This window comes from Streptomyces sp. H27-H5 (assembly GCF_026627505.1).
GTDB lineage: Bacteria > Actinomycetota > Actinomycetes > Streptomycetales > Streptomycetaceae > Streptomyces.
In genome coordinates this window covers 65,248-91,627 of record NZ_JAPNLK010000001.1, presented here as the reverse complement: position 1 = coordinate 91,627, position 26,380 = coordinate 65,248, and the positions used below count along the sequence as shown (strand labels likewise).

General features: G+C 73.1%; 25 protein-coding genes and 1 pseudogene. 15 read left to right on the top strand and 11 right to left on the bottom strand.

Annotated features, from left to right (window positions below):
* Nucleotides 1-13 precede the first annotated feature (13 nt).
* The 3 genes from OTB19_RS00475 to OTB19_RS00465 all read left to right on the top strand — a co-directional run bounded on the left by OTB19_RS00475 (nt 14) and on the right by OTB19_RS00465 (nt 4,159).
* Complete coding sequence (locus tag OTB19_RS00475) at nt 14-1,288, top strand: VWA domain-containing protein (RefSeq protein WP_267795883.1); 1,275 nt, start codon at nt 14-16, stop codon at nt 1,286-1,288.
* Nucleotides 1,288-2,100, top strand: a complete 813-nt coding sequence (locus tag OTB19_RS00470) for a hypothetical protein (protein WP_267795882.1) — start codon at nt 1,288-1,290, stop codon at nt 2,098-2,100. The genes OTB19_RS00475 and OTB19_RS00470 overlap by 1 nt, the downstream gene beginning before the upstream one ends.
* Nucleotides 2,101-2,302: 202 nt before the next feature.
* The gene (locus OTB19_RS00465) at nt 2,303-4,159 is read left to right on the top strand and encodes a galactose oxidase-like domain-containing protein (RefSeq protein ID WP_267795881.1); all 1,857 of its coding nucleotides are present in this window, start codon (nt 2,303-2,305) and stop codon (nt 4,157-4,159) included.
* Here OTB19_RS00465 and OTB19_RS00460 read toward each other — a convergent pair.
* Nucleotides 4,156-4,722 (bottom strand): YdeI/OmpD-associated family protein, encoded by a 567-nt coding sequence (locus OTB19_RS00460; protein WP_267795880.1) that lies wholly within the window; start codon nt 4,720-4,722, stop codon nt 4,156-4,158. The two genes, OTB19_RS00465 and OTB19_RS00460, sit on opposite strands and share 4 nt — an antisense overlap.
* Before the next feature lie 133 nt (nt 4,723-4,855).
* On the opposite strand from OTB19_RS00460, the gene OTB19_RS00455 reads away from it, so the two are divergent.
* Entirely contained in the window at nt 4,856-5,101 is a 246-nt protein-coding gene (locus tag OTB19_RS00455; protein ID WP_267795879.1) for a hypothetical protein, read from the top strand.
* Between the two features lie 7 nt (nt 5,102-5,108).
* On the opposite strand, the gene OTB19_RS00450 is transcribed toward OTB19_RS00455, so the two are convergent.
* Nucleotides 5,109-6,098: a COX15/CtaA family protein gene (locus OTB19_RS00450; RefSeq protein WP_267795878.1), complete on the bottom strand. Its 990-nt coding sequence runs from the start codon at nt 6,096-6,098 to the stop codon at nt 5,109-5,111.
* Between the two features lie 274 nt (nt 6,099-6,372).
* On the opposite strand from OTB19_RS00450, the gene OTB19_RS00445 reads away from it, so the two are divergent.
* The 5 genes and pseudogenes from OTB19_RS00445 to OTB19_RS00425 all read left to right on the top strand — a co-directional run bounded on the left by OTB19_RS00445 (nt 6,373) and on the right by OTB19_RS00425 (nt 11,891).
* Nucleotides 6,373-7,302: an isochorismatase family protein gene (locus OTB19_RS00445; RefSeq protein WP_267795877.1), complete on the top strand. Its 930-nt coding sequence runs from the start codon at nt 6,373-6,375 to the stop codon at nt 7,300-7,302.
* A 233-nt stretch (nt 7,303-7,535) separates the two neighbouring features.
* Complete coding sequence (locus tag OTB19_RS00440; RefSeq protein WP_267795876.1) at nt 7,536-8,492, top strand: alpha/beta hydrolase; 957 nt, start codon at nt 7,536-7,538, stop codon at nt 8,490-8,492.
* Between the two features lie 8 nt (nt 8,493-8,500).
* A pseudogene (locus OTB19_RS00435) lies at nt 8,501-9,061 on the top strand (amidohydrolase family protein); the annotation flags it as partial.
* A 303-nt stretch (nt 9,062-9,364) separates the two neighbouring features.
* A complete protein-coding gene (locus tag OTB19_RS00430) occupies nt 9,365-10,810 on the top strand; it encodes a glyceraldehyde-3-phosphate dehydrogenase (RefSeq protein ID WP_267795875.1) in 1,446 nt (481 codons plus the stop codon).
* Between the two features lie 214 nt (nt 10,811-11,024).
* Nucleotides 11,025-11,891 (top strand): S1 family peptidase, encoded by an 867-nt coding sequence (locus OTB19_RS00425; protein WP_267795874.1) that lies wholly within the window; start codon nt 11,025-11,027, stop codon nt 11,889-11,891.
* Between the two features lie 37 nt (nt 11,892-11,928).
* Here OTB19_RS00425 and OTB19_RS00420 read toward each other — a convergent pair whose 3' ends face one another.
* The 7 genes from OTB19_RS00420 to OTB19_RS00390 form a co-directional block, all read right to left on the bottom strand.
* The gene (locus OTB19_RS00420; RefSeq protein WP_267795873.1) at nt 11,929-12,900 is read right to left on the bottom strand and encodes an NAD(P)-dependent alcohol dehydrogenase; all 972 of its coding nucleotides are present in this window, start codon (nt 12,898-12,900) and stop codon (nt 11,929-11,931) included.
* Nucleotides 12,897-13,142 carry a helix-turn-helix transcriptional regulator gene (locus OTB19_RS00415; RefSeq protein ID WP_267795985.1) on the bottom strand — a complete coding sequence of 82 codons (246 nt, stop codon included), beginning with the start codon at nt 13,140-13,142 and terminating at the stop codon, nt 12,897-12,899. Before OTB19_RS00415 ends, OTB19_RS00420 begins: the two co-directional genes overlap by 4 nt.
* Nucleotides 13,139-13,606: a hypothetical protein gene (locus OTB19_RS00410; protein WP_267795872.1), complete on the bottom strand. Its 468-nt coding sequence runs from the start codon at nt 13,604-13,606 to the stop codon at nt 13,139-13,141. The genes OTB19_RS00415 and OTB19_RS00410 overlap by 4 nt, the downstream gene beginning before the upstream one ends.
* A gap of 40 nt (nt 13,607-13,646) precedes the next feature.
* On the bottom strand, nt 13,647-14,819 hold the full coding sequence (locus OTB19_RS00405) for a GDSL-type esterase/lipase family protein (protein ID WP_267795871.1): 1,173 nt from the start codon (nt 14,817-14,819) through the stop codon (nt 13,647-13,649).
* Nucleotides 14,820-15,021: 202 nt separating this feature from the next.
* The gene (locus OTB19_RS00400) at nt 15,022-15,585 is read right to left on the bottom strand and encodes a YbaK/EbsC family protein (RefSeq protein ID WP_267795870.1); all 564 of its coding nucleotides are present in this window, start codon (nt 15,583-15,585) and stop codon (nt 15,022-15,024) included.
* A gap of 79 nt (nt 15,586-15,664) precedes the next feature.
* Nucleotides 15,665-16,732: a lipoate--protein ligase family protein gene (locus OTB19_RS00395; RefSeq protein ID WP_267795869.1), complete on the bottom strand. Its 1,068-nt coding sequence runs from the start codon at nt 16,730-16,732 to the stop codon at nt 15,665-15,667.
* 83 nt (nt 16,733-16,815) lie between these two features.
* Nucleotides 16,816-17,733, bottom strand: coding sequence for a helix-turn-helix transcriptional regulator (locus OTB19_RS00390; RefSeq protein ID WP_267795868.1), 918 nt, complete (start codon nt 17,731-17,733; stop codon nt 16,816-16,818).
* Nucleotides 17,734-17,834: 101 nt separating this feature from the next.
* Here OTB19_RS00390 and OTB19_RS00385 point away from each other — a divergent pair, with 101 nt between their 5' ends.
* Nucleotides 17,835-19,301, top strand: coding sequence for an MFS transporter (locus OTB19_RS00385; RefSeq protein WP_267795867.1), 1,467 nt, complete (start codon nt 17,835-17,837; stop codon nt 19,299-19,301).
* A gap of 82 nt (nt 19,302-19,383) precedes the next feature.
* Here OTB19_RS00385 and OTB19_RS00380 read toward each other — a convergent pair whose 3' ends face one another.
* Both OTB19_RS00380 and OTB19_RS00375 read right to left on the bottom strand, forming a co-directional pair.
* Nucleotides 19,384-20,577, bottom strand: a complete 1,194-nt coding sequence (locus tag OTB19_RS00380; protein ID WP_267795866.1) for an anhydro-N-acetylmuramic acid kinase — start codon at nt 20,575-20,577, stop codon at nt 19,384-19,386.
* Nucleotides 20,574-21,926 (bottom strand): MFS transporter, encoded by a 1,353-nt coding sequence (locus tag OTB19_RS00375; protein WP_267795865.1) that lies wholly within the window; start codon nt 21,924-21,926, stop codon nt 20,574-20,576. The genes OTB19_RS00380 and OTB19_RS00375 overlap by 4 nt, the downstream gene beginning before the upstream one ends.
* Nucleotides 21,927-22,067: 141 nt before the next feature.
* On the opposite strand from OTB19_RS00375, the gene OTB19_RS00370 reads away from it, so the two are divergent.
* The 5 genes from OTB19_RS00370 to OTB19_RS00345 all read left to right on the top strand — a co-directional run bounded on the left by OTB19_RS00370 (nt 22,068) and on the right by OTB19_RS00345 (nt 26,339).
* Nucleotides 22,068-22,220: a hypothetical protein gene (locus tag OTB19_RS00370; RefSeq protein WP_267795864.1), complete on the top strand. Its 153-nt coding sequence runs from the start codon at nt 22,068-22,070 to the stop codon at nt 22,218-22,220.
* 356 nt (nt 22,221-22,576) lie between these two features.
* Nucleotides 22,577-24,070 (top strand): UDP-N-acetylmuramoyl-L-alanyl-D-glutamate--2,6-diaminopimelate ligase, encoded by a 1,494-nt coding sequence (locus OTB19_RS00365; RefSeq protein WP_267795863.1) that lies wholly within the window; start codon nt 22,577-22,579, stop codon nt 24,068-24,070.
* A gap of 421 nt (nt 24,071-24,491) precedes the next feature.
* A complete protein-coding gene (locus tag OTB19_RS00355) occupies nt 24,492-24,734 on the top strand; it encodes a hypothetical protein (RefSeq protein ID WP_267795862.1) in 243 nt (80 codons plus the stop codon).
* Nucleotides 24,735-25,174: 440 nt separating this feature from the next.
* A complete protein-coding gene (locus tag OTB19_RS00350) occupies nt 25,175-25,627 on the top strand; it encodes a hypothetical protein (protein ID WP_267795861.1) in 453 nt (150 codons plus the stop codon).
* A 277-nt stretch (nt 25,628-25,904) separates the two neighbouring features.
* A complete protein-coding gene (locus tag OTB19_RS00345; RefSeq protein ID WP_267795860.1) occupies nt 25,905-26,339 on the top strand; it encodes a MerR family transcriptional regulator in 435 nt (144 codons plus the stop codon).
* Nucleotides 26,340-26,380: the final 41 nt, after the last annotated feature.

The window sequence follows — 26,380 nt, the reverse complement described above, 5'->3', positions numbered from 1 at the left end:
ATACGATCCGGCGATGATCACAAGAAAAAGGGTGGCGGCCGCGGCGTGCGGCCTGCTGGCCACACTGGCCGTCGGGCTGTTCCCGGCACAGGCCTCGGCGGGCGAGCCGGCGGCGAAAGAGCCGCCCAAGGTCGAACTGGTCCTGGACGTCAGCGGTTCGATGCGGGCGACCGACATCGACGGGAAGTCCCGGATGTCCGCGGCGAAGCAGGCCTTCAACGACGTGCTCGACGCGGTACCGGACGACGTCCTCCTGGGCATACGGACCCTCGGCGCCAACTATCCCGGTGACGACAGGAAACTCGGCTGCAAGGACACCCGGCCGCTCTACCCCGTCGGTCCGCTGAACCGGACCGAGGCGAAGACGGCCGTGGCCACCCTCGCCCCCACCGGCTGGACCCCGATCGGCCCGGCCCTGCTCGGTGCGGCCGACGACCTCAAGGGCGGTGACGCCACCCGCAGGATCGTGCTCATCACGGACGGCGAGGACACCTGCGCCCCGCTCGACCCCTGCGAGGTCGCCCGCGACATCGCCGCCCGGGGCATCCACCTGACCATCGACACGCTCGGCCTCGTACCCGACGCCAAGACGCGCGAGCAGCTCATCTGCATCGCCGAGGCCACGGGCGGCACCTACACCTCGGTCCAGCACACCGACCAACTCTCGGGCCGCGTCAAACAGCTCGTCGACCGGGCCGCCGCGCCCGTGGTCACGCCCGTGGCCACCACGGGAACCGCGCAGTGCCAGAACGCCCCCGTGCTGGGGGCCGGCCTCTACACCGACCGCGAGACGTTCGGCGAACACCGCTGGTACAAGGTGGCCGTCAAGCCCGGCCAGGAACTGCGCGCCTCGGTGAGCATCGGCGCCGACCGCGCCGTCAACAACGACTACGGCGTCATGCTCCGCGCCTCGACCGTCCACGGTCGGGAGATCGTCCGGGGCTCGGAGGCCGGTGACGGTCGCACCGACCTCGTCTCCACGGGCCTGCGGTACCCCAAGGCCGTCCTCGACGACGCCGACGGCAACGAGGTGACGGAGCCGGAGACCGTCTGCCTCCAGGTCAGCAACTCCTTCTCGGCGCCCGCCTCGGTCAAGACCACCCCGGGCATGCCCGTCGAACTGACCATCGACGTGGTCGACGGCCCCGACGGCACCTCCGACGTGGCGTCCTTCGGCCTCGGGCGCGGCTGGTGGCTCCTGGGCGTGCTCGTGCTCACCGGCCTCGTGGTCGGTGTGGTCTGGGGCTGGATCTCCCGCTGGCGCATCTCCGTCTGGAGGACCAACTGATGCGTACCGTACGCACCCTGACGGCCGCCGCCCTCGCCGGCGGCGCCGTCCTCGGCCTCGCCGCGACGGCCACCGCCGACACCCCGTCCCCGTCCCCGTCGGCGAGCGCCGCCGCCGGGCCGACGGAGGCGGGCACGAGCTTCCGTACCGCCACCGCGGTCAAGGTGGGCCAGGAGGCCACGGCCGACGCGTCCACCGGTGACTACCTGTACTGGGTGCTCCCGCTGGACGCCGGCCAACGGGCCACCGTCAAGGCCACGGTGACACTGCCGGCCGCGGCCTCCCGGCACGGCGCCGCCAACTGGCGGCTCGACGTCTACGACGGGCTGCGCCGCCGCCAACCCTGCATGTACGGCAAGCAGGCCGCCCCGGCGGCCAAGGAAGCCGGCGCCGTCGAGCTGTCCTGCACCCTGCGACCGGTGCGGACCGGCGCGGACACGTGGGCCAACGACCCGCTGCCGGGCAGCTACTACGTCCGCCTCACCGTGGTCGACCTGGCCCCGGAGGACCTGGGGCAGCCGGTCCGGGCGCAGGTCCGGGCCGACGCGACGGACACGGGCGGCGCCTACGCGGTGGACGGCGCCCTGTCGGCCCCCCTGGTACCCGGCATCACGGCGGCGCGGGCCGCGGAAGCCGACGGGAAGCAGCCGGCGGCCGGCATCGAGCCGGAAGGCGGCTGGGCCGGCGGCCGGTGGTCCGACCGCTGGATCTGGACCGTGGCCGGCGGACTGCTCGCCGCCCTCGCGGGCATCGGGGGGTACTCCCTGACCCGCGGTTCCGGACGTCCCGCACGGACCACCTCCGGCGGATGACCGGGGGAGCGGCCACCACCCCGGCGCGGGGGGGTGGCCGCTCCGCCGGTCGGCCCCCGCGCACGATCCCCGCTCGTCCGTGCGCGTGACCGCGCGACGGCTGTCCGGGCGGATCCGGACCGTCGCCGGCCGAGTCGACGTGGCAAAGATCGTTCTTCTCCTACGATGGCGGCCCCCGTCGGCGGTCGCATCGAGGAGTGCCGTGTCCCGATCCCCCTGGTCCGCCGTGCTGGCCACCCTGCCCCTGGTCGCCTCCGCCGTGCTCGCCACCGCGCTGCCGGCCTTCGCGACCGTTCCCGGGCACGACGGCGACGGCCCCGCGAGCGCCGGTTCCTCCCACCGGAGGACCGCCGCCGGGACCCGACCCGGCGAAGCGGCCTCCCTCGGCGAGGACCACGCCCGGGCCCACGTCGGCCGGCGAGCGGCCGCCCGGGGTGCGCAGGGCTACCCCCAGGTGAAGCGCACGCAGAGCCTGGACGCGCTGGGCGCCTCCCAGCGGCGGGTCAACGCCGGCTTCACCGCGGCGCGGTCCGGGCGCTTCACCGACTACTTCCCCGCCCCCGACTTCGGGGTCCATCTCGCCCAACTCCCCACGGGCAAGGTGCTCTTCTTCTCCTTCGAGCGGGTCGAGGCGGACCCCACCAAGGAGACCGGGCCCACCGACCGGATCGGCGGCACCAACGCGGGCCGCGCCTACCTCTGGGATCCCGCCAAGGGCACGGGCGCCCGCGCCTTCAAGAACGTGCCGCCGCCCACCGTGCTGATGCCCGACGGCACGTACGTCCCGCGCCCGGCCCCATTCTTCTGCGCGGGCCACTCCTTCCTGCCCAACGGCATGGTCGGCGTGTTCGGCGGGAACGGCGGCGGCAAGGGCGGCACCGGCGCCCGGCTGTCCTTCGTGTTCGACCCGTGGACCGAGACCTGGTTCCGCAACCGCGACATGGCGGTCGGCCGCTGGTACCCGTCCGTCGTCACCGGCGCGGACGGCCGCCAACTCGTCATGTCCGGGCAGGACGAACGCGGCACGGGACACCCCACCCCGCTCGTGGAACGGTTCCCGGCCCGCAGCCGCCCCGTGCCCTGGCGCCCGTACGACATCCCGGTGGGCCTCCCGGCGGAGCGGTTCGGGGCCGACGCCCCCTTCCGCAACGACTACCCGCACCTCTTCTCGCTCCGCGACGGCATGATCTACGGCCTCGGCCGCGACGCCGACCAGCAATGGCTGTTCGACCCGGCCAAGGAGACCCGCGTCGACCTGCCCCGGCGGCCCGCGGACTTCCGGGGCTACGGATCCGCGGTGCCGCTCCCGGCCGGTTTCCGGGGCCCCGACTCCGTGCTGGTCCTCGGCGGCGACCCGCGCGACCCGCTCACGTACCGGCTGTCCGGCGGCGCCTGGACCACGGACGGCCCGCGCGCGTTCGGCCGCACCCAGGACGACACCCTGATCCTGCCGGACGCGACCCTGCTCACGGTCAACGGAGCCCTGGACACCCGCGACTACGGCTTCGGGCCGTTCAACCCCAAGGCCGACCTCAAGTACCGCCAGATCGAACTCCGTGACGCCCGGGGCCACTGGAGCCTGGGGCCGGCCCAACGCCTGCCCCGGGGCTACCACTCCAACGCGCTCGTCCTGCCCGACGGGCGGGTCCTGGTCACCGGCGACGAACTCCAACAGATCGCCAACGACCCCGACATCGCGGACGGCATGGACGGCAGCATCGAACTGTACGAACCTGCCTACCTCCACCGGGGTGCCCGACCCGCCCTCGACGCGGTTCCCGGCCACACCCTCGCCCACGACACCGACTTCCAGGTGCGCACCTCCACGCCCGACGACGTGGCGCGGGCCGTGCTGCTCGCGCCGACGACCGTCACGCACTCGATCAACACCAGCCAACGGCACCTGGAGCTGCGCCGCACCGGCACCCGCGGCGACACCCTCGACCTGCGGACCCCGCCCTCCGCCGCCGACGCCCCGCCCGGTTACTACATGCTGTTCCTGCTGAACTCCCGGGGCGTCCCCAGCGCGGCGAAGTGGGTCAAGCTGGGCGTCCGTTAGTCCCCGCGCAGGGTACGCAGGGCCCGGTCGAGACGATCCTGTCGGGCCTTCGGGGTGAGCGCCTGGAGCAACGGCAGGATCACCTGGTAGCGCCCGGTCCGGTCGAGCGCCTCGAACGCCGAGCACGCCCGCGGATCGCCCGCCAGCGCGGCGGCGAGGTCCGGCGGGACCTCCGCGTTCTTCTGCGACGCGTACGCCGCCTCCCAGCGACCGTCCTCGCGCGCCCTGCGCACCTCCGCCAAGCCGGGCTCGCGCATCCGCCCGGCAGCCGTCAACAGCGCCACCTTGTCGACGTTGACCCGCGACCACAGGCTCCGGGGGCGGCGCGGCACGTACTTCTGGAGGTAGTACACGTCGTCGAGGGACCTGCGCTGCCCGGAGATCCAGCCGTAGCAGAGCCCGATGTCCACCAGTTCGTCGTCGGTCACCGACGGGACACCGCTCCGCTTCTTGGCCACCTTCACCCAGACGCCCGCCTCGCGCCCGTGGTGCTCCGACAGCCAGCCCTCGAACGCCCCGGCGTCCGCGAAGGCGATGATCTCCACCCCGTTCAACTCGTCCATGCCCGGCAGGCTATCGCCGTCCCGGCAGCCTCGGCCATCCCAGCCGCCCCGGTTTCGCCGGCAGACCCATCCGCAGCGGAACCGGCCCCGAATACCGGTCGACCCATGTCGCCCCGAGGTGAGCGAGGCCGCGATGAGCAACCACCACAATCCCGACGGCCATGAACGGCATCCGCTCGTCGGACGGCTCGTGCGGGACACCGCCTCCGGTATCGAGGGACGGCTGATGGCCGTGGTCCGCGAGGAGCTCCCCAGCCACACCGGCACCCCCCGCTGGATCCGCCGCGCGTACATCCGCCCGCGCGGCGGCGGAGTGGAGCGCATCGCCGACCTCGCCGATGTCGAACCCGTCGACGCGGACCGCCTGTCGCTCGTCTGAGTCCGCGTCAACCGCGTGCCGCGCCGCCGACCGCCTCCCGGCGGACCGCACCCGCGTACAGGCCGGACAGAGCCGTGTCCGCCGCCCGGAGCGTCAGGTGGACCCGCAGCACACCGACCCACACCAGGGCCGACCCCAGCAGGTGCAGGATCACGGCGAGCGCCGGCAGCCCCGTCCGGGACTGGAACACGCCCACCGCGCCCTGGGCCACCAGCACGAAGACGAAGAGCACCGTCGTGCGCCGCGCCGCGCCGTACCCCACCCGCGGCAGCACGGCGAGCAGCCGCACGGCGAGCACCAGTACCGCGGCGGCCAGCACGCCGTGCGCCACCGTCACGGTGGCCCAGTCGAAGGGCATCCGGCGCACGTCGGAGGAGTCACCGGCGTGCGGACCGGAACCGGTGGTCACGGTGCCCGCCACGACCAGCAGCGCCGTCGTGGCCACCAGCGCCCACGACAGCGTGCGGTGCCGGCCCGCGGGCCGGCGGCCGGGGGAGAGGTCCGAGGGGGGCCCGCCGTCCCCGGCGGGCACCGCGTGCCGGGTCCACACGGCGGCGGTCAACAGAAGGGTCGCGGCGAGGAAGTGTGCGGCGACCACGTAGGGGCTCAGCCGCATCCACACGGTGACCCCGCCCACCAGGGCGTTCAGGACGACGACCCAGAACTGCGCCCAGGCGCCGCGCAGTACGGCGGGCATCGGACGGCGCTGGAGGCGCGCGGTGACGACGACCCATCCCACGATCACGCACAGCACCCCGGTGAGCAGCCTGTTGCCGAACTCGATCGCGCCGTGCAGTCCCATCTCGGCGGTGGGGGCGAGTGTTCCCGTCGTGCACATCGGCCATTCGGGGCAACCCAGGCCGGAGCCGGTGACCCGGACGATCCCGCCGCCCACGACGATCGCGATGGCCGCCACCACGGACGTCGTCGCGGCCCACCGGACGCTGCGGGGACCGAGCGTGAACCTGCCCGCCGCCCAGGAGAGAGGAGTGCGCACGATCGACCTTCCGTGAGGGCGCCGCCGCGGGGGAGCGCGCGTTGATCCGGAAGGCTCAGCCTACGACCGTGTGCCGGGGCGTTCTTGACGGGGTATCGGACCCGGGCCGGGCGGGCGGGCCCCACACGTGTCCGCGGGTTGTGCGTTCTCGGGCCATCCCGTGCGCACGGCGGGGAAAGACGCGGGGCGCCGCGACCGTACGTTCGGGAAGTGCCGAGCCGCGGGAGCCGCGGCGGTCGGCCCTCATCACCTCCCCCTCAGACAAGGACCCCTCATGTTCGACATCACCAAGGTCCGGGCCGCCGGCGGCCGGGACCTGCTGACGCCCGAGAACTCGGTCATGCTCTTCGTCGACCACCAGCCGCAGATGTTCTTCGGCGTCGGCAGCGGCGACCGCGCGGCGATCATCAACAGCACCGTGGGTCTCGCCAAGGCCGCCCGTGCCTTCGACGTCCCCGCCGTGCTCACCACGGTCGCCGCCGCGTCCTTCTCCGGCCCGCTCCTGCCGCAACTTGCCGCCGTGTTCCCCGAGCAGGGCGCCATCGACCGCACCTCCGTGAACGCGTGGGAGGACGAGGCGCTCGTCGAGGCGGTCAAGGCCACCGGCCGCAAGAAGGTCATCCTGTCGGGGCTGTGGACCGAGGTCTGCCTGGTCCTGCCCGCACTGTCTATGGGCAGCGGCGAGGTGACCCGTTATCTCGGGACGTACGGCTCGGAGCGCATCGCCAAGGCCGTCATGATCGGGGTCATGCCGCCCTTCCTGCTCAAGACCGAGGACAACCCCGGCGGAGTCGACGCCGGTGTCTTCCGGGGCATCGAGGAGGCGATCAGGGCCGACCGCTTCGCGTTCCTGACCGCCTTCCTCGCCGACTTCTACAACGTGGACGTGCTGGGCGGCGAACGGATCAGCGAGGAGGCCGTGCGGGCGAGTTGGAACGTGGCCGCCGGCGCCTCCGCCCAGGGCACCCTCGACTGCGTCCAGGCCTGGCTGACGGACTTCCGCGCCGACCTGCCCCGCATCGACGTCCCCACCCTGATCATCCACGGCGACGCCGACCGGACCCTGCCCGTCGACGCCACCGCGATCCCGCTGTCGAAGGCGATCGCCGGCGCCGAACTGCACGTCGTCGAGGGCGGTCCGCACGGGCTCACCTGGACCCACGCGGACGAGGTCAACGCCGCCCTGCTCGCCTTCATCGGCTGACCGGACCCGACCCCCGAACCGCGCACGGGGACACCGCCGACCCCTCTCGTGCGGCGTCCCCGTGCGCACCTCCCGCCGCCGCGCCCACCCCGCGCCCGCGGCGCCCACCCGGTCGGGCCAATCACGCCACACGCCGGGCGGTCTCCCGGCCCGGAGCGGTCCCCGGTGTGATCCTGAACGCCGCGATCACCCCGGCCACGCCCGCACCCCCGACCTCCCGAAGGAGCACCGTCATGACCAACCGTCAGCCCGTACTGGAAACCGCCGCGCAGGCCTTCGCCAACGCCACCGCGCAGCCGCCGTACCTCTACCAGATCCCGCCCGTCGACGGCCGCAAGGCCGTGGACGACGTACAGAACGGCGAAGGCGTCTCCCTGCCCGCCGTCGACGAGGAGTGGATCACCGTCCAGGGCGGTCCCACCGGGGAGGTCCGCACCCGGATCGTCCGCCCCCGGGGCCTCACCGGCCCCCTCCCCGTCATCCTCTACATCCACGGAGCCGGCTGGGTCTTCGGCAACGCGCACACCCACGACCGGCTGGTCCGCGAACTCGCCGTCGGCGCCGGCGCGGCCGTCGTCTTCCCCGAGTACGACCTCTCGCCCGAGGCGCGCTACCCCGTCGCCATCGAGCAGAACTACGCCGTCGCCCGGTGGATCGGCCGCGAGGGACGGGACAAGGACCTCGACGGCACGCGCCTCGCCGTCGCCGGCGACTCGGTCGGCGGCAACATGAGCGCCGCCCTCACCCTCATGGCCAAGGAGCGCGGCGACGTCACCGTCATCCACCAGGTGCTCTTCTACCCGGTCACCGACGCTGCCTTCGACACCGAGTCCTACGAGCAGTTCGCCACCGGCTACTTCCTGCGCCGCGAGGCGATGCAGTGGTTCTGGGACCAGTACACGACCGACGAATCCGACCGCGCCCGGATCACCGCCTCGCCGGTGCGCGCCTCCCTCGACGAGCTCACCGGACTGCCCCCCGCCCTGATCATCACCGCCGAGGCCGACGTCCTGCGCGACGAGGGCGAGGCGTACGCGGCCAAGCTGCGCTCCGCCGGAGTGCCGGTCACCGCGCTGCGCGTCCAGGGGACGATCCACGACTTCGTCATGCTGAACGCGCTCCGGGAGACCCGGGCGGCGGAACTCGCCATCGGCCTCGCCGTCGACACCCTGCGCGAGGCCCTCGCGTGACGGCCGGCATGCCGGTCGCGGGCATAGCCCCGGCCCCCGACGGGCGGCAACCGGCCGCTGACCTGCTCGTACGCAACGCCAAGGTGTTCACCGGAGACCCGGACAGGCCGGCGGCCCGGGGCGTCGCAATCCGCGACGGCCGGATCGTGGGCATCGGCGACGACCACGAGCTCGGGGGCCTCGTGGGCCTCGTGGGCCCGGCGACCAGGGTGATCGACGCCCTCGGGCGCCGGGTCGTCCCCGGCCTGAACGACTCGCACCTGCACGTCATCCGGGGCGGCCTGAACTACGTGCTGGAACTGCGCTGGGACGGGGTGCGCTCGCTGCGCCAAGCCCTCGCGATGCTCCGCGAACAGGCCGGCCGGACCCCCAAGGGGCAGTGGATACGGGTCGTCGGCGGCTGGACCGCGGAGCAGTTCGCCGAACGGCGGATGCCGACGGTGGCCGAGCTGAACGCCGCCGCGCCCGACACCCCGGTGTTCGTGCTCCACCTCTACCAGTCGGCCCTGATGAACCGCGCCGCGGTGCGGGCCGCGGGCTTCGACCGCGACACCCCCGACCCCGGGGGATGTTGGAGGACATGCGCAGCGAGGAGGTGCTCCCCATCGGCCGCAGCGGGCCCGCCCACACGGCCGTCGAGGGAGACCTCGCGGTGCAGCTCCGAAATCTCGAACGGCAGGCGGGTGTGCGGCGCACGCTCTGAACCCGTCGTGCGCGTGCGATGTCGCAGGTCACCGAAGTGCGGGTGGCATCGCGCCCGCGCGGCCCGGGTGGCCGGACCGCCGGGGAGACCGCGTCAGGCGGGACCCCTTGAAAGATCAAACTGGTGTCGGGTTAGCATATGAGCGCCGCCTAGCTCGAAAGATAAACCTGTGACTGTCAATGACGACTCGTTCACCAACTGGAAAAACCGCGAGGAGATCGCGGAATCGATGATCCCGATCATCGGGAAGCTGCACCGCGAGCGGGACGTCACCGTCCTGCTGCACAGCCGCTCCTTGGTGAACAAGTCGGTGGTCAGCATCCTCAAGACCCACCGATTCGCCCGTCAGATCGCCGGCGAGGAGCTCTCGGTCACCGAGACCCTGCCGTTCCTGGAGGCGCTCACCCCGCTCGACCTCGGTCCGTCCCAGATCGACATCGGGATGCTCGCCGCGACCTACAAGAGCGACACCCGAGGTCTCTCGGTGGGCGAGTTCACGGCCGAGGCCGTGTCCGGCGCCACCGGCGACAACAAGATCGCGTGCCGCGAGTCGCGTGACGTCGTCCTGTACGGCTTCGGTCGCATCGGCCGCCTCGTCGCCCGTCTGCTGATCGAGAAGGCCGGTTCCGGCAACGGTCTGCGCCTGCGCGCCATCGTCGTCCGCCAGGGCGGCGAGCAGGACATCGTCAAGCGCGCCTCGCTGCTGCGCCGCGACTCCATCCACGGGCAGTTCCAGGGCACGATCACCGTCGACGAGGCGAACAGCAAGATCATCGCCAACGGCAACGAGATCAAGGTGATCTACGCCGGGGACCCGTCGGAGATCGACTACACGGCGTACGGCATCAAGGACGCCATCCTCATCGACAACACCGGCAAGTGGCGCGACCGCGAGGGCCTCTCCAAGCACCTGCGCCCCGGTATCGACAAGGTCGTTCTGACGGCGCCGGGCAAGGGCGACGTCCCGAACATCGTCCACGGCGTCAACCACGACATGATCAAGCCGGACGAGCAGATCCTGTCCTGCGCCTCCTGCACCACCAACGCGATCGTCCCGCCGCTGAAGGCGATGGCGGACGAGTACGGCGTCCTGCGGGGCCACGTGGAGACCGTCCACTCGTTCACCAACGACCAGAATTTGCTGGACAACTACCACCCGGCCGACCGTCGAGGCCGCTCCGCGCCGCTCAACATGGTCATCACCGAGACCGGCGCCGCCTCCGCCGTCGCCAAGGCGCTGCCCGAACTCAAGGCGCCGATCACCGGCAGCTCGATCCGCGTCCCGGTGCCGGACGTGTCGATCGCGATCCTCAGCCTGCGGCTCGGTCGCGAGACCACCCGCGAGGACGTCCTCGACTACCTGCGGAACGTGTCGCTGACCTCGCCGCTCAAGCGGCAGATCGACTTCACCACCGCCCCCGACGCGGTGTCGAGCGACTTCATCGGCTCGCGCCACGCCTCGATCGTCGACGCCGGCGCCACCAAGGTCGACGGTGACAACGCGATCCTGTACCTCTGGTACGACAACGAGTTCGGCTACTCCTGCCAGGTCATCCGCGTCGTCCAGCACGTCTCCGGGGTGGAGTACCCGACCTTCCCGGCCCCGGCGGTCTGATCCGCCGTACGACCGACCCGGTGTCCCGCCCGGCGGGGCGGCGGCGGGCCGGCGACCTATGCCGACGGCATCCGGTCCCCGGCCCCACCGCCGCCCCGTCGGCGTGTCCGGGCCCGGCGGACGTGGCCCCTCCCGCCCCGGGCGCCCTTCACGTGCCGCGAAGCCTCCCGCTTCCCGGGCGCATCAGCCGGGCGCCGCTGGGAAGGACAACCTCATGAGCGTTTCCACTCCGCCTCCCGGCCCGCACCGTCCGACCGCCCGCTCCCGGACGGTCCGCCGTCTCCCGGCCAGAGCCACCGCGGTCGGGGCGGCAGCCGTCCTGTGCCTGGTGGCATCGACCACCGGCGCCCGGGCGATCGTCCACGGGAAGGACTCCACCGAGGCGTATCCGTTCATGGCCTCGATCCCGATGACGCTGGACGAGGGCCCGGCCTCCCTCGACGGAGTCTGCGGAGGCGCCCTGATCGCCCCCCAGTGGGTGGTGACGGCCGCACACTGCGCCCAGGACGTCGGGGCCACCCACCCGGCCGGCACGGCCCGGATCGGCAGCGCCGCCCGGCATTCGGGCGGCACGGTCGCCAAGATCGTCCAGAAGGTGGTCCACCCGGGGTACCACGGCCTGGGCGAGGAGCGTTCGACCAATGACATCGCCCTGCTGAAGCTCGACCGCCCCGTCCGGCAGAAGCCCGTCGCCATGGCCGACCACGCGCCGAAGGTGGGCGCGTCCACCCGGGTCATCGGCTTCGGAACCGTCGTCGACGCCCTGGACTCCGAACACTGGGTCTTCCCCGAGCGCCTCCAGGAACTCGACACCCGCAGCATCGCCACCGGCGAGTGCGCCGAGATCAACGGGAAGAGCGAGCTGTGCACGGCCGCCCGCACCCCCGGGGCGATGGCCTGCTCCGGGGACTCCGGAGGGCCGCAGATCCAGCGCCTCGCCGGCCGCTGGCAGCTCGTCGGGGCCACCTCCGGGGACGGCGACCACGCGGCCGACCCGCACTGTGCCGGCGGTCCCGGGATCTGGACCTCCGTACCCGCGCACAAGGGCTGGATCACCAAGACCATCGCCGCGCACCACTGAGCACGCCCGGGCGTTTCGCCCCCTGCCTCGCCAGGGCCTAGGGAACGATCAGGGTCTTGCCGCGGGCCTCGCCCCGGTGCATTCCGTCGATCGCATCCGGTGCCTCGGCGAGGGGGCGGACGGCGTGAATGGTCGGGGTCAGCTCGCCCGCCTCGACGTGCCGCCTCAGGACGTCCAGGTCGGCCTGGCGTTCCGCGGCCATGAACGGTTTGAGGTCGTGCCGCACGAAGGGGTTCAGCAGCGCGGCGCGCAGCACCCGGGCCATCGTGCCGATCCATCGACCGCCGCCCTCGCCGCCGACGAGGACGAGCGTCCCCCGAGGGGTCAGGGCCCGTCTCAGGTGGGAGAGCGTGCGGTTGCCGGCGGTGTCGAGTATGAGGTCGTAGGCGCGGGCGCCGTCGGCGAACTCCTCGCGGGTGTAGTCGACGACCTCGTCCGCGCCGAGCGAGCGCACCAGCTCCGTCTTCGAGGTGCTGCACACGCCGGTGACGTGAGCGCCGTACGCCTTGGCCAGCTGTACGGCGTACGTGCCCACCCCGCCCGCCGCGCCGATGACCAGGACCCGCTGTCCGGGCCGGACACGGCCCGCGTCGCGCAGGGCCTGGAGCGCGGTGAGGCCGGAGACGGGGAGGGCGGCCGCGTGTTCCGGCGGAATGCCTGCGGGCACGGAGGCGATCTCGTCCTGTCGGGCCGTCGCGTACTCGGCGAACGAACCCTCGCAGACGCCGAACACCTCGTCGCCCACCCGGAAGGCGGTCACCCCCTCGCCAACGGCCTCGATCCGCCCCGCCACCTCCCGGCCGCGCACGGGCACCTTGGGCCGGCGCAGCCCGTACCCCATCAGGCGGACCAGGTGGGGCCGGCCGGTCATGAGGTGCCAGACCCCGGCATCCAGGGCGGCGGCCCGGACCGCGATCAGCACCTCGCCGTCGCCCGGTGTGGGAGTCTCGACGTCCCGGAGCTCCAGTACCTCGCTGGAGCCGTACGTGTCCTGTGCGATCGCCTTCACGGCGCCGTCCCTTCCTCATTCGTGTACTGCTCGTCCGTGTACTGGAAGACCTGTTCGAGCGGGACCGCGAAAACGCGGGCGATCCGGAACGCCGTTTCGAGGGAGGGCGAGTAGCGGCCCTTCTCGATCGCGATGACGGTCTGCCGGGTCACGCCGACGCGTTCCGCCAGCTCCGCCTGCGTCATCTCCGCGTGTGCGAAGCGCAGGGCCCGGATCCGGTTCGTGATGCCGGTCGCCTTCACCACGACTGGAACCCCCACCTGTAGGCGGCGAGCTTCACGGCGGAGCCGAGCAGCGCCGAGAGGACGAACCCCAGGTAGATCACGTTGGAGATCCAGAAGTGGTCCGCCTCGGCCATCGAGAGGGCCAGTGCGCCCACGGCGCCGATGACGAGGAAGGACTGTCCGGCGTGATCGCCGAGGCGGCCGATCTCCTTGTCCCGCTGGTCCTTGACGTCGCCCTCGCGGGGCGAGGCCAGCGCGACGGCGATGTTCAGGGCGATCGCGGCGGCGATCGCGCCCCCGACCGTCCACAGCAGCGGGGCCGTGTACGCGACCTTCGCGAGCGGCACGCCGTCGCCGGCCCGTCCCAGCACGACGGCCAGGTAGACGGAGTACCCGGCGACGGCCACCACCGCCGCGATCCACGCGCGCTTCTCCTCGAAGGCCACGTCCGTACCCACTCCCGTGTAAAAGAACTTTGACACGAGGAATGTAAAGTCATTCGTACATGGTGTCAATAATTTCTTACACGGTGCCTCGGGTGGCCTCGAATGGGCCGCCGGAACCGAAGACCAGCTCGCCGAAGCGCTCGCCGATGCGACGGTGTCCCGCGGCGTCCGGGTGCAGATCGTCGGGCAGCGGCAGTTCCGCGAAGTCGGCCTCTCCGTACAGGGCGCGACCGTCGAGGTGGTGCAGGTTCGGGTCCGAGGCCGCCCGCCGCGCGGTGATGCGGGACAGTTCCTCGCGGATGACGGTCAGCGTCAGCCGGCCCGCGGCGACGTCCGCCGGGTCGCCCGTCGCCCGAAAGCGCAGCCTCTGCCCGTCGAACTCCGGCGCGAGCGGACCCGGGGTGTCCTCCTGGAGCGGGCAGAGCACGGGGGAGACCACCAGCAGGGGTGTGTCCGGGTGGCCCTCGCGGATGGTGTCGAGGAAGCCGTGGACCGCAGGCGTGAAGGCGCGCAGCCGCATCAGGTCGGTGTTGACCAGGTTGATGCCGATCTTGACGCTGATCAGGTCTGCGGCCGTGTCGCGCAGGACCCGCGCGACGAAAGGGTCGAGCAGGGCGTTGCCGCCGAAGCCCAGGTTGATCAACTCGACCCCGCCGCGGGCGGCGGCCAGCGCCGGCCAGGTCGAGCGCGGACGCTCGGCGTTGGAACCGTGGCTGATCGAACTGCCGTGGTGCACCCACACGCGGCGGCCGTCGGCGGGCGCCGCCTCGACGGGCGCGTCGGTGCGCAGGGCGATCAGCTCGGTCGTCTCCGTGTGAGGCAGCCAGATCTCGACGTCCTTCATCACGTCGGACAGCCCGGCGAACCGTGCGACGCCGGCCGGTCCCGCGGTGGTGACCGCGGTCCCGGCGGCCATGTCGACGGTGTGGACGTTCCCGCCGGTCACGGTCGCCCGCCCGGCGAGTTCCCCGTCCACGAGCAGGTCGTACACCCCGGCGGGCCGGGGCGGAGCGCCCTGGTAGGCCATCCGGGTGGGGATGGTCTCCAGCTCCACGACGGTGGCGCGGGTGCGGAAGGCGACCCGTACGCCGGAGGTCTGGGCCTCGGCCATGGCCAGGCCCGGATCGGGGAACTGCTCGCGGACCCAGGCGGGCAGCCGGTGCGGCAGGATGCCCCGGGCGGTGCGTTCCAGGTCGATGGCGCCGCGCACGAAGGCGGGCTCGACGGGGGTGGTGGTCCAGTCGGTCATGTCGGGTCCTCGGATGTGGTCAGGCACGGGCTCGGTGAACGTCCACGCACCGCCGTGATCGTGACGGCACGTGACATCCAGCGTGCAACACCGTGCGCACCCGCACCCGCACCCGTACCTGCACTCGGTCCCGCACCCGGTCCCGGTTCCGAGGCCTCCCAGGGTTCCGCCGCCGGGCGTGCGGGCCGACGTGGGGCCGGCGTCAGGCCGCGAGGCCCGCCAGTACCGAGACGCCCGGGAGTTCGGCCAGTGCCCATCCCGGCAGGATCAGCTTGCCGCGCCGTCGTCCGCTGCCGACGAGGACGAACGGGGCCTCGGCCACGGCCGCGTCGATCAGCAGCGACCAGGTGGCGGGCAGCCCGAGCGGGGTGATCCCGCCGTACTCCATGCCAGTCTCCTCGACGGCGGTGTCCATGGCAGCGAACGACACCTTCCGCGCCGAAAGGTGCTTGCGCACCGCGGTGTTCACGTCCACCCGGGTGTCGGCGAGGGCGAGGCAGGCGGCCAGGGTGGTCTCCCCGCCGCGCTTCGCGGCGACGACCACGCAGTTCGCGGACGCGTCGAGGGGGACGTCGTACGCCTCGCAGAACGCGGCGGTGTCGGCCTTGGCGGGGTCGGTGTCCACGTACAGCACGGACCGCGCCGCCTCCCGCGAGGCCCAGTCCCTCAGAGCGTCGGCGACCGGCCGCGCGAGCCGGTCGGACACGTCCAGGGCGGGCTGGACGTCGGTGAAGTCTCCGAAGGGGGCGCGTACTTGATCGTTCATGGGCGGACTCTAGCGAACCGTACCCTCGGAGGACGGCGCCGGCCCTCGGGCGCAGCCGCGCCGCCCGCCACCGGGCGGGTCACGGAACGCGCGCGGTCCACTCCTCGGAGCCGAACTTGTCGGCCGCCAACTCCCGCGCCCGCGCCATCTCCTCGGGCGTGACCGAGCCCTCCGACAGCCCGTACCGGCCCCGGAAGGACTCGATCATCCGCCGCATGACCGCGTCCCGCGGCAGCCCGGTCTGGCGGCGCAGCGGGTCCACCCGCTTCTTCGCGCTCTTCGTCCCCTTGTCCGACAGCTTCTCCCTGCCGATGCGGAGCACGTCGAGCATCTTGTCCGCGTCGATGTCGTACGCCATGGTCACGTGGTGCAGGACCGCGCCGTGCGCCCCGGCCAGGCGCTTCTGCGCGGCGCCCGCGATCTTCCCCGACTCGGTGGCGATGTCGTTGAGGGGCTGGTACCAGGCCTTCACACCCATGCCGTCCAGGGCCCCCAACACCCAGTCGTCGAGGTAGGCATAGCTGTCGGCGAACGACAGTCCCCGCACGAGCGCGTCCGGCACGCTCAGGGAGTACGTGATGGTGTTGCCCGGCTCGATGAACATGGCGCCGCCGCCGCTGATCCGGCGCACCACCGTCATCCCGTGCTCCTCCAACGCCCGCGAGTCCACCTCGTTGCGCAGCGACTGGAAGCTCCCGATCACCACCGCCGGCGCTCCCCACTCCCACATCCGAAGCGTCGGCGGTCGCCGTCCGGCGGCGACCTCGGCCGTCAGCACCTCGTCCAGGGCCATGTGCAGGGCGGGGGACTGGGGGGCGTCGTGGATCAGCTGCCAGTCGTAGTCCGTCCAGTCGGTGGCGTGCGCCACGGCCCGCCGGACGGCGATCCCCACGGCCTCCGCCGAGAACCCGAACATCACCGTGCCCGGGGGGAGCGCCGCCTCGACGCGGGCCGCGAGCTGTTCGGCGGGGGCGTCGGCGGGTGCGCCGGTCAACGCACGGTCGATGGCGAGGATGGCCTCGTCCGGTTCGAGGAAGAAGTCGCCGGCCACCCGCACGTCGCACAGTACGTCGCCGCTCCCGGCGGATTCGACGTCCAGGTCCACGACGACGAGCTTGCCACCCGGCACCTTGAATTCACCGTGCACCGGTACGCCTCCCCTTGCTGTCCACCTGCTGCCCGCCCGCTGTCGGTCGACGGTCGTCATGGCCGTACATACCGTACATACCGTCAAGCGGCATCGCGATCTTCTCCCGGGCGGCCCGGGCGGCCCGGGCTGCCCGGGAGGCCCGGGCGGTCGAGGTGCTCCATGCGCGACAGGCGTTCCAGCCGCGAGCGCGTCTCCTCGTCCAGCGGTACGTACGTCATCAGGCGCGGCCCCGCCGTCGGGCCCAACCACAGATTGGTCTGCTCGACGTGGAGCAGCCCCACGTGCGGGTTGCGGATGTACTTGGACTTGCCGCCCAGGCCGACCACCTCGTGCCGCGCCCAGATCTCCCGGAACTCCGCCGAGGCCGCGTCCAGCCGGGCGAGCAGCGTCTTCCAGGCCGGCTCGGCCAGGTGCTCCGCCATCGACGCGCGGAACTTGGCCGCCATCACCCGGTTCACGTCGGGCACGTCGACCATGGCCGCCCGCCACTGCGGATCGGTGAACGCCAACCACATGCAGTTCCGGTCCTCGGGCGGCAGGCTGTCCAGATCGCACAGCAGCCGCCCGTAGGTGGCGTTGTACGCGAGGATGTCGTACCGGCTGTTCTGCACGCACGCCGGGATCGGCCCCAGTTGGTCGAGCATCGCCCGCAGCGCGGGCGTCACGCTCGGGCAGGGGGTGTTCGGCGCCGGGTCGAGGCTGCCGGCCAGCGAGAAGAGGTGCGCGCGCTCGGTGGGGTCCAGCAGCAGCAGGGCGCGCGCCACGGCGTCCAGCACCTGCGGGGACACCTGGATCTCCCGGGCCTGCTCCAGCCACGTGTACCAGGTGACGCCGACCGCCGACAACTGCGCCACCTCCTCGCGGCGCAGCCCGGGCGTACGCCGGCGCCGCCCGGGCGGCAGCCCCACCTGCTCGGGCGTGATCCGCTCCCGCCGGCTGCGCAGGAACTCGGCCAGCTCGTGCCGGCGGACGTCGCTCTCGGGGGCCACAGTGGTCATGGGTCCAGGGTGCCTCACCGCTCAGCCGGTTGCCAGGTACTGCTGGTACCAGGATAAGGAGACTCTGGTACCCGGCTCCGAAGGGGAGGATCGTCGGGGACGTGACTGAGACAACGGTACGCACGACCCATCCGACTCCGGCCGTCCCCCCGGCCGCCGGCCGCACGGAACCGGCCCCCCGGACCGCCGCGGGCATCACCCCGCTCGGCCTGTTCACGGTCCTCCTCGGAGCGGCCCTGCCGCTGATCGACTTCTTCATCGTCAACGTCGCGCTGCCCACCATCGACCGGGACCTGGCCGCCGGCCCGGCGCTGCTGGAACTGATCGTCGCCGGCTACGGGGTCACGTACGCCGTCCTGCTGGTCCTCGGCGGCCGGCTCGGCGACATGGCCGGGCGGCGCCGGCTCTTCCTGATCGGCATGGCCGCCTTCGGGTTCACCTCGCTCGCCTGCGGCCTCGCCCCCACGGCCTGGACGCTCGTCGCGGCCCGCGTGGCCCAGGGAGTCGCCGCCGCGCTGATGCTCCCGCAGGTGCTCGCCACCATCCAGGCCACCACCCAGGGCGCCCACCGGGCCCGCGCGATGAGCCTGTACGGGGCCACGGCCGGGCTGTCCATGGTCGCCGGGCAGATCCTCGGCGGAGTCCTCGTCGCCGCCGACGTGGCCGGCACCGGCTGGCGCTCGGTCTTCCTCGTGAACGTCCCCGTGGTGATCGTCGGCCTGGTCCTGGCGGTCCGCGCCGTCCCGGAGACCCGGTCCGAACGCCCCGCGTCGGTCGACGTGCCGGGAACCCTGCTGCTGGCCCTGACCCTGGTGTCCCTGCTGCTGCCGCTGACCGAGGGACGGGCCGCCGGCTGGCCGCTGTGGACCTGGCTCTCGCTGGCGGTCTTCCCCTTCTCCGCCACCGCCTTCTACCTGACGGAACGGCGCGCCGACCGCCTCGGACAGAGCCCCCTCGTACCGCCGAGCCTGCTGCGCCTGGACTCGCTGCGGCGCGGACTGGTGATGCTGGTGCCGTTCTCCATCGGCTTCAGCGGCTTCATGTTCGTGATCGCGGTCGTCCTCCAACAGGCCCTGCACATGGGACCCGTGGCGGCCGGACTGACCCTGGTGCCGATGGCGGTGGCCTTCTTCGCCGCGTCCCTCGCCGGTCCTCGACTGGTCGGACGGTACGGCACCCGGGTGGTCACGGCGGGCGGCCTGCTCCAGGCGATCGGCGTCTGCCTGATGCTCCTCGCGGTGCGACGGGACTGGCCCGATCTCGGAATCCTCGCCCTGGCTCCCGGCGTCGCCGTCGCCGGACTCGGCCAAGGTCTGCAACTCCCCGTCCTGATGCGGCTGATGCTCTCCGACGTACCGGCCGACCGGGCCGGCGTGGGCGGCGGGGTCATGGTCACCACCCAGCAGTCCGCCCTCGCCCTCGGTGTCGCGACCGTCGGCAGTCTCTTCCTCGCCCTGGCCGCGTCGACGGGCATGCGGGACGCCCTCGTCGTGACCCTGATCGTCCAGTTGGGTCTGATCGCGCTGACGGCCCTGCTCAGCCTGCGCCTGCCGCGCGTCATGCGGTGAGCCGGCGGCGGGTGGCGCGGAGTCGGTCCCGGGTGCCCGATCGGGTCCCCGGGGCCGCCCGTCGGTCCCGGGAGCACCTGTCTCATCGCGGGTCCGGGCTCCGTACGACCAGTGCGTACGGGGCCTCCGACGGGCCCGCCGGCAGGCGCAGGGGGCGGGCACCCGGGGTGATCGACCCCAGGACGCGGGGCCCGACCGCGCCCGTGCACGGCGGGGCGTTGCCCGGGAGGCCGTGCAGGGTGAGGTACCCGAGGACCGCGAACGCGTACGCCTCCTTCGCCGCCGCGGGCAACCCCAGCTCCTCGGAGGTCCGCAGCACGCCGGAGCCCAGCTCCTCGCGCAGCATGCCCATGAGCGTCGGATTGCGGACGCCCCCTCCCGAGGCGAAGACCTCCCCCACCCCGAACGGTCGCAGCGCGTCGGCCACGGTCCGGGCCGTCAGCCGGGTCAGCGTGGCGATCACGTCCGGCCCGGGCAGCCGCTCGAACCCCGCGGGCCGGGAGCCCGCGTAGCCGGCGTGGAACAACTCCTTGCCCGTGGTCTTCGGCGGGGGCAGACGGTAGTAGGGCTCCGCCAACAGCCGCTCCAGCAAGCCCTCGTGCACCCGCCCGGCCGCGGCGAGCGCGCCGTCCTCGTCGTACGCGAGGCGCCCGGAGGTCAGTTCGCGCACCGTCGCGTCCATCAGCGCGTTGCCGGGGCCGGTGTCGAACGCCACCGGGTCGCCGGTCGGCGCCGAGACCGTCACGTTCGCGATGCCGCCGATGTTCAGGGCCGCGGACACACCGGGCCGCCCCCGCAACAGCATCAGGTCGATCAGGCTCACCAGCGGTGCGCCCTGGCCGCCGGCCGCGACGTCGCGCGGCCGGAATCCCGACACCACCGGACGGCCCGTCTTCTCCGCGATCCAGGCGGGCTCGCCGAGCTGGAGCGTGCCGTGTACCCGCCCGTCCGCCACCCAGTGGTACACGGTCTGGCCGTGGGATGCGATCAACTCCGCGCCACCTGAACAGAGTTCACGGTCGGCGCGGGCGGCCAGCCGGGCGAAGGCCCGCCCGATGCCGGTGTCCAGCCGACAGACCTCGGCCAGGCTCGTGCCCGCCGGCGGCAGGGCCGCCGCGAGCGCCTCCCGCAGATCGGCCGGGTACGGTTCGCCGATCATGCCCAGGGGTGTGAGGCGCAGTTCCCCGGCCGCGTCACCGTGCCCCCGTTCGAGGTCGCAGGCGGCGGCGTCGACGGCGTCGTACGAGGTGCCCGACATCAGGCCGATCACTCTCATCGCAGGGGCTCCCGATGGTCGTCGCCGCGCAGGCTCAGCAGAGCCACGCAGCTCAGGGCGCAGACACCGGCGGCGTAGTAGGCGGGGACGGCCGTGTTCCCCGTCCGGGCGGTCAGGGCGGTGATGACCAGACCCGCACAGCCGGAGAACACGGCGTTGGCCAGCGCGTACGCCAACCCGAGCCCGGTGCAGCGCACACGGCGCGGGAACATCTCGGCGAGCATCGCCGGTCCCGGGCCCGCCATCAGCCCGATCAACGCCCCCGCGAACAGGAGGGCCGCCACCTTCACCCCGGGCGCGGCCCCGGGCGACTGGAGGACCCGCAGGACGGGGAGGGAGAACACGACGACACCGAGCGCCCCCGCGAGCATGACGGGCCGCCGGCCGATCCGGTCGCTGAGTATCCCGGCGGGAAGGATCGAGGCGGCGAAGCCCAGGTTGGCGAGCACGGCGGCCGGCAGGGCCTCGCGGAAGGAGACGCCCAGGGCGGACTGGAGGTGGGACGGCAGGACCACGAGGAAGGTGTACCCGGCCGCCGACCAGCCCATGACCCGCCCGACACCGAGGACGACGGCGCGGGCCTGCTCGCCCCGTCGCCGCGGCTCCCCGGTACCGGGGGCGAAGGCCCCTTCCGGGTGCCGGCCGGGGGCAGGGCCCGGGGGAGTGCCGGGGGGCTCCTCCAGCGCGGTACGCAACCACAGCGCGACGACACCGAGCGGCAGGGCCAGCAGGAACGGGATCCGCCAGCCCCACGCGTACAGTGCGGACGGGGACAGCACCGCAGCCAGGCCGGCGGCCGTGCCGGCGCCGGCGAGCAGACCCAGTGCGACGGTGAACGACTGCCACGCCCCGTGGAGACCGCGACGGCCGACCGGGGCGGACTCCGTCATCAGGGCCACCGCCCCGCCGAACTCCCCGCCCGCGGAGATCCCTTGCAGCACCCGCAGGAACGTGAGCAGCCAGGGCGCGGCGGCGCCGACGGTGGCCTGCGTGGGCAGCAGCCCGATCAGGGTGGTGGCGAGCGTCATCAGGCCGACGACCAGGATCAGGGTGGGGCGCCGTCCCAGGCGGTCCCCCAGCCGCCCGAAGAGGAGGGCACCCACCGGGCGGAAGAAGAGCGCGAGCGCGAACGAGGCATAGGTCGCCATCAGCGCTGCGGCCCCGCCCGTCCCCGGACCGGCTCCGGCGCCCGGGTCCGGGGTGAAGAAGTTGGCGGCGATGACGGTGGCGAAGGCGCCGTACACGCCGAACTCGTACCACTCGACGAGGTTTCCGACCGAACCGGCGAGCAGCGCGCGGCGGGCGGTGGAGCGCGGGGGCGGGGCCGGCCGCAGGTCGGTCGAGGTCACCCGAGCTGCGTGCCCCCCGGACGCCGCCCCGACGCCTCGCGGCACCCCGGTTCAACCGATCGGCGGCGCGGCGCGGCGACCGCGCCGACCGAGAGGTCCGTGTGGCATCCGGGGCGGGGCGGGCGGCCGTAGACTCGGCCCATGGACCGCACACGCATCACGGGGGAGTACCGGCACCGCGCCGGGTCCGCCGCGCGTGCGGCCGCCGCGAACCGTACGGGCGTGAACCCCCGGACCGCGGCCGAAGGCCAGGCCCCCACGGTCGGCCGCGGCGCCCTGCACGGTCACGGCTAGCGAAAGCCCCACCGCTCCCGGCCCGGCGCGTCCCTGCCGTCGGGCAGCGCCCCGGAGCCGCCCTCCGGACCCGACCGCCGCGCCCTGACAGGCGTGCCCGGCACCGGACTCCGCGGCTCGCACTCCGTACGCCGCACCTCGTGGCCCGTCTTCATCACGCCGCACCTCGCATTCCGCACCCTCCCCGCACCTCGCACCCGGTCGAACCCATGCGCCACGGGACACGCGCCACGGGACCCGGGGGTTCGGGCGCGCACCATCGCACCTCCCGCCATCACCGCGGTTCCGACACGCCGTCGGGGCTGCCGCCCGGCGGCGGCCGCACCCCGGCCCCCGCCACCTTCGAAGGGACCACCGTGAAGTTGAGCGGGTTGCTGACAGGCCACGACCACCACGTCCTCCAGGGCGACACAGAGGCCACGCTGATCACCGCGGGCACCACCTTCGACGTGGACCGGGTGACACCGGGCTCCCTCTTCATCGCCGTGCCCGGCCACGACGCCGGCGGCCCCGCCGCCATCGGCGCGGCCCTCGCCCGAGGTGCGGTGGCGGTTCTCGTCGACGACGACGGGGCGGCCGCCCCGCACCGGGGCCCGGCGGCGACTCCCGGAGTGTGCGTCGTACGGGTGTCCGACACCCGGAAGGCGGCGGCGGTCGTCTCCTCCCGCTACTTCACCGAGCCCGGCCGGCAGATGGACATGGTGGCCGTCACCGGGACCAACGGGAAGACCTCCATCTCGTACATGGTCGAGTCGCTGCTGAGGATCTCCGAGGGCGCCGCGGTGGGGGTGATCGGGACCGCGGGCAGCCGGATCGGCGACGAGATGATCCCGATGCCCCCGTCGGTGCTGACCACACCGGAATCGCCGGACCTCCAGTACCTCCTGGGCCACATGCGGGACCGGGGCACCGGCACCGTGGTGTTGGAAGCCACCTCCATGGCCCTGCAGACGTACCGGGTGGACCGGACGTTCATCGACGTCGGAGTCTTCACCAACCTGACCCAGGACCACCTGGACGACCACGGCACGATGGCGCGCTACACGGACGCCAAACTGCGCCTGTTCCAAGGCCTGTGCCGGCAGGCCGTGGTCAACCTCGACGACCCGGTGGGGGCGGGGATCCAGGCGATGATGCCGGGCGCGGTCACCACGTACGCCGTCGACACCGAGGCCGACTACCGGGCCTCGGATCTGGTGGCGGACGCCTCCGGGACCCGCTTCACCCTGCGTCACGCCGGCCGGGAGTACGCGGCGGCGATCCCGGTCCCGGGTCGGTTCTCCGTCTCCAACGCGCTGGCCGCGGTGGCGGCCTGCCACGTCCTGGGACACGACCTGGACGGATTGATCGCCGCGCTCGCCCTGATGCCGGCCGTCCCCGGGCGCTTCGAACGCTTCGTGACCCCCGCCGGCACGTCCGTCATCGTGGACTACGCGCACTCGCCCGACTCCCTGGACAAGGTGCTCACGGCCATCCGCGGCTTCGCGCGCGGCCGGGTCATCACCGTCTTCGGCTGCGGCGGCGACCGGGACACCACCAAGCGGGTGGAAATGGGCCGGATCGCCGGAACCCATTCCGACCTGTGCGTCCTCACCTCGGACAATCCCCGCAACGAGGACCCCGAGGCGATCCTCGACCAGATCGCCCCGGGCATCGAGTCCACCGGCACACCGTACGAGCGGTCGGCCGACCGCCGCCGGGCGATCGGCCTCGCCCTGTCCGCCGCGGGGCCGCAGGACGTCGTACTGATCGCCGGCAAGGGCAGCGAACCGCACCAGATCGTCGGCGAAGCGCTCCTGCCCTTCAGCGACATGGCCACCGTGCGCGACCTCGCCCGCCCGGTCGGCTGACCGGCGGGTGGGGCGGTGCGGGGGTTCGGCGGGTGGGCGGTTCGGCGCGTGTCCGCACGCACCGAGGACCAGGGCCGCCGCCACGGCCAGGACGGTACGGCCGGAGCGGTGGCTCCGCGGCGCAGCGCGCCGGCGTGACGAGGGATCGGACCCCCGCGCGGTGCGCAGCGGCAGGATGCGGTGCTCGTCGATGACCTGCTGGAGCGAGGGGCCCGGTACGTAGGCGGTGGCCGGCCAGGGGCCGGCCTCCTCGGTGCCCGAGCCGACGACCTGCGCGGTGTAGAGGCCGTGGATGCGCCGGGCGCTGGCGACCTCCTGGGCGAAACGACGGTGGAATTCGTGGTCCGCCGCCAGTTCCGGCCGGACCACCTTGAGGGCCACGGGCCGCCCGCCGGGGGTGTGGGAGAGGTAGACGCGGCCCATGCCGCCTGCGCCGTGCCGGGCGACGAGGCGGAAGCCGCCCACCTCGCGCGGGCCGTCCGGGGCGAGGGCCGTCGCACGCGACCTCGCCGAACTTCTCGCAGCCCTCGTGCTCTCCATGCCGCTCGCCGTCACCGGGACGATCCTCTGCACCACGGAGCGGCAACGCCGCGACGGGGAAGGCCCGGACGAAGCCACCCGGACCTCGAAGGGATGGGCGCCGAAGGCCCGGCTCCGGCACTGACACCCACGTCCGTACCACAGGCGCGCGCCCATCACCCCGGTGCTTCGGTCGGCCGTTGGATGTGTGCCCCGGCCTCGGAAGCCGGCGTGTGCCCGGAGAACGTCGTCATTCGCGACGGCCGCGCCGTAGGCCTGATCGATTTCGACCTGCTATACCCAGGCGCTGTCCGGGCGTGGTGGTTGGCAGCGTGGGGACCGCATCCAGCAGTGGCTGGTGGCTCACCACGAGACCTTCACGGCCGCCCTGTTGGAGTGACTGGCAGGATGCGGCGCCGGAACCGCCGGTGAGGGGGCCCCAAGACGCGATGCCCTCGACCGAGGCCCGTGGCCTGCGGTCGGAGGCCTTGCGGCTGATCGGCTCAGGCACCCCGCCGAGGGCGTTGTCGGTGCCTGCCGCTAATGTGCCGTGTTTGTTCGATCAGTGAAGTGACGGGGGCGGGGATGAGCGGGCAACTGAAAGAGACCGCGACGGAGTTGGCCGAGGTTCTGTGGCGGGAACACACCGTCTACCGGGACCGCGCCGGCGGCGTCGTCATCCGGGGGGAGCACGTCCAGCGCTGGATCAGCCTGGCCCCCAGCGCCGGACGCGACGAGGTGCTGCTGCGGGCCGGTCGGATACTCGAAGGCGGTACGACGGCCCCCGCGCGCAGCGAGGCCGTCGCCAGCCTCTCCGCCGGTACGGGGGAACTCGCCGCGGTGTGCCGCCGGCTCCTCGCGGAGACCGCGGCCGGCCCCTCGACGGCCGGATCGGCGCAGCGTCGCCCGGGGCGCTCGAAGCGACGGCAGCGGCCCGCGCGGAGAGGCAGGCACACCAGCCCCGCGTCCTGGCTGGTCGTCATCGGACTGGTCGCCGTCCTCGGGTTCTACGTGGCACGAGCGACCGGCAGGATCTGACCGGCGGGACCCGACCGACGGGACCCGCCTGGACAAGCGTGCCCGCGTGAACCCGCCAGGACCCGGCAGACCCCACCCAGACGAAACGGCCAGGACGAAACGGCCCGGACCCGACAGCCCGGACGAACCAGCCCGGACGACTCCGCCCCCGCCCCGCCTCGCCGCTCAGGCGTCGGCCAGGGCGGGGTAGTCGGTGTACCCGGACGCGCCTCCCACATACGTAGGAGTTGCCATCAGTGTCAGGTTCAAGTCCGTGCGGAGATGGAGGAGATGGGACATGCGGACCGGTGAACTGGCAGGGGCCACCGGCGTGAGCGAGAGATCGCTGCGCTACTACGAGACGCAAGGGCTGCTCACCCCCGGCCGAACTCCCGGCGGCCATCGCGACTACGGGGACTGGGCGGTCGACCGCCTCATCCGCATCCAGGCGCTCTTCGCGGCCGGCCTCCACAGCAGGAAGATCGCGGAGCTGCTCCCGTGCCTGCGCGACGCGGACGGCGGGCCGTCCGGGAACGCGACGCCGAAGCTGGTGGCCGAGCTCCGTACCGAGCGGCAGCGCATCGACGGGCTCATCACCGACCTGCTGCGTACCCGAGAGGTCCTGGACGAGGCGATCGACGCGGCGTCGGGCGCGGGAGCCGGCGCGGCATCGGGTGCGGGAGCGGGCACGAGAGCGGGCACGGAAGCGGGTACGCCTGCCGTCCGTGTGTAAGCCCGTCGGGCCGTGGCGTGGTGCCGGGGAACGGGCACGGC

Coding starts and splice junctions, on each gene's coding strand:
- OTB19_RS00345 (WP_267795860.1), top strand. CDS start 25,905: ATGCGGACCGGTGAACTGGCAGGGGCCACCGGCGTGAGCGAGAGATCG.
- OTB19_RS00405 (WP_267795871.1), bottom strand. CDS start 14,819: ATGACCGACTGGACCACCACCCCCGTCGAGCCCGCCTTCGTGCGCGGC.
- OTB19_RS00460 (WP_267795880.1), bottom strand. CDS start 4,722: ATGGACGAGTTGAACGGGGTGGAGATCATCGCCTTCGCGGACGCCGGG.
- OTB19_RS00425 (WP_267795874.1), top strand. CDS start 11,025: ATGAGCGTTTCCACTCCGCCTCCCGGCCCGCACCGTCCGACCGCCCGC.
- OTB19_RS00380 (WP_267795866.1), bottom strand. CDS start 20,577: ATGAGAGTGATCGGCCTGATGTCGGGCACCTCGTACGACGCCGTCGAC.
- OTB19_RS00350 (WP_267795861.1), top strand. CDS start 25,175: ATGAGCGGGCAACTGAAAGAGACCGCGACGGAGTTGGCCGAGGTTCTG.
- OTB19_RS00355 (WP_267795862.1), top strand. CDS start 24,492: ATGCCGCCTGCGCCGTGCCGGGCGACGAGGCGGAAGCCGCCCACCTCG.
- OTB19_RS00445 (WP_267795877.1), top strand. CDS start 6,373: ATGTTCGACATCACCAAGGTCCGGGCCGCCGGCGGCCGGGACCTGCTG.
- OTB19_RS00440 (WP_267795876.1), top strand. CDS start 7,536: ATGACCAACCGTCAGCCCGTACTGGAAACCGCCGCGCAGGCCTTCGCC.
- OTB19_RS00390 (WP_267795868.1), bottom strand. CDS start 17,733: ATGACCACTGTGGCCCCCGAGAGCGACGTCCGCCGGCACGAGCTGGCC.
- OTB19_RS00370 (WP_267795864.1), top strand. CDS start 22,068: ATGGACCGCACACGCATCACGGGGGAGTACCGGCACCGCGCCGGGTCC.
- OTB19_RS00455 (WP_267795879.1), top strand. CDS start 4,856: ATGAGCAACCACCACAATCCCGACGGCCATGAACGGCATCCGCTCGTC.
- OTB19_RS00475 (WP_267795883.1), top strand. CDS start 14: ATGATCACAAGAAAAAGGGTGGCGGCCGCGGCGTGCGGCCTGCTGGCC.
- OTB19_RS00400 (WP_267795870.1), bottom strand. CDS start 15,585: ATGAACGATCAAGTACGCGCCCCCTTCGGAGACTTCACCGACGTCCAG.
- OTB19_RS00470 (WP_267795882.1), top strand. CDS start 1,288: ATGCGTACCGTACGCACCCTGACGGCCGCCGCCCTCGCCGGCGGCGCC.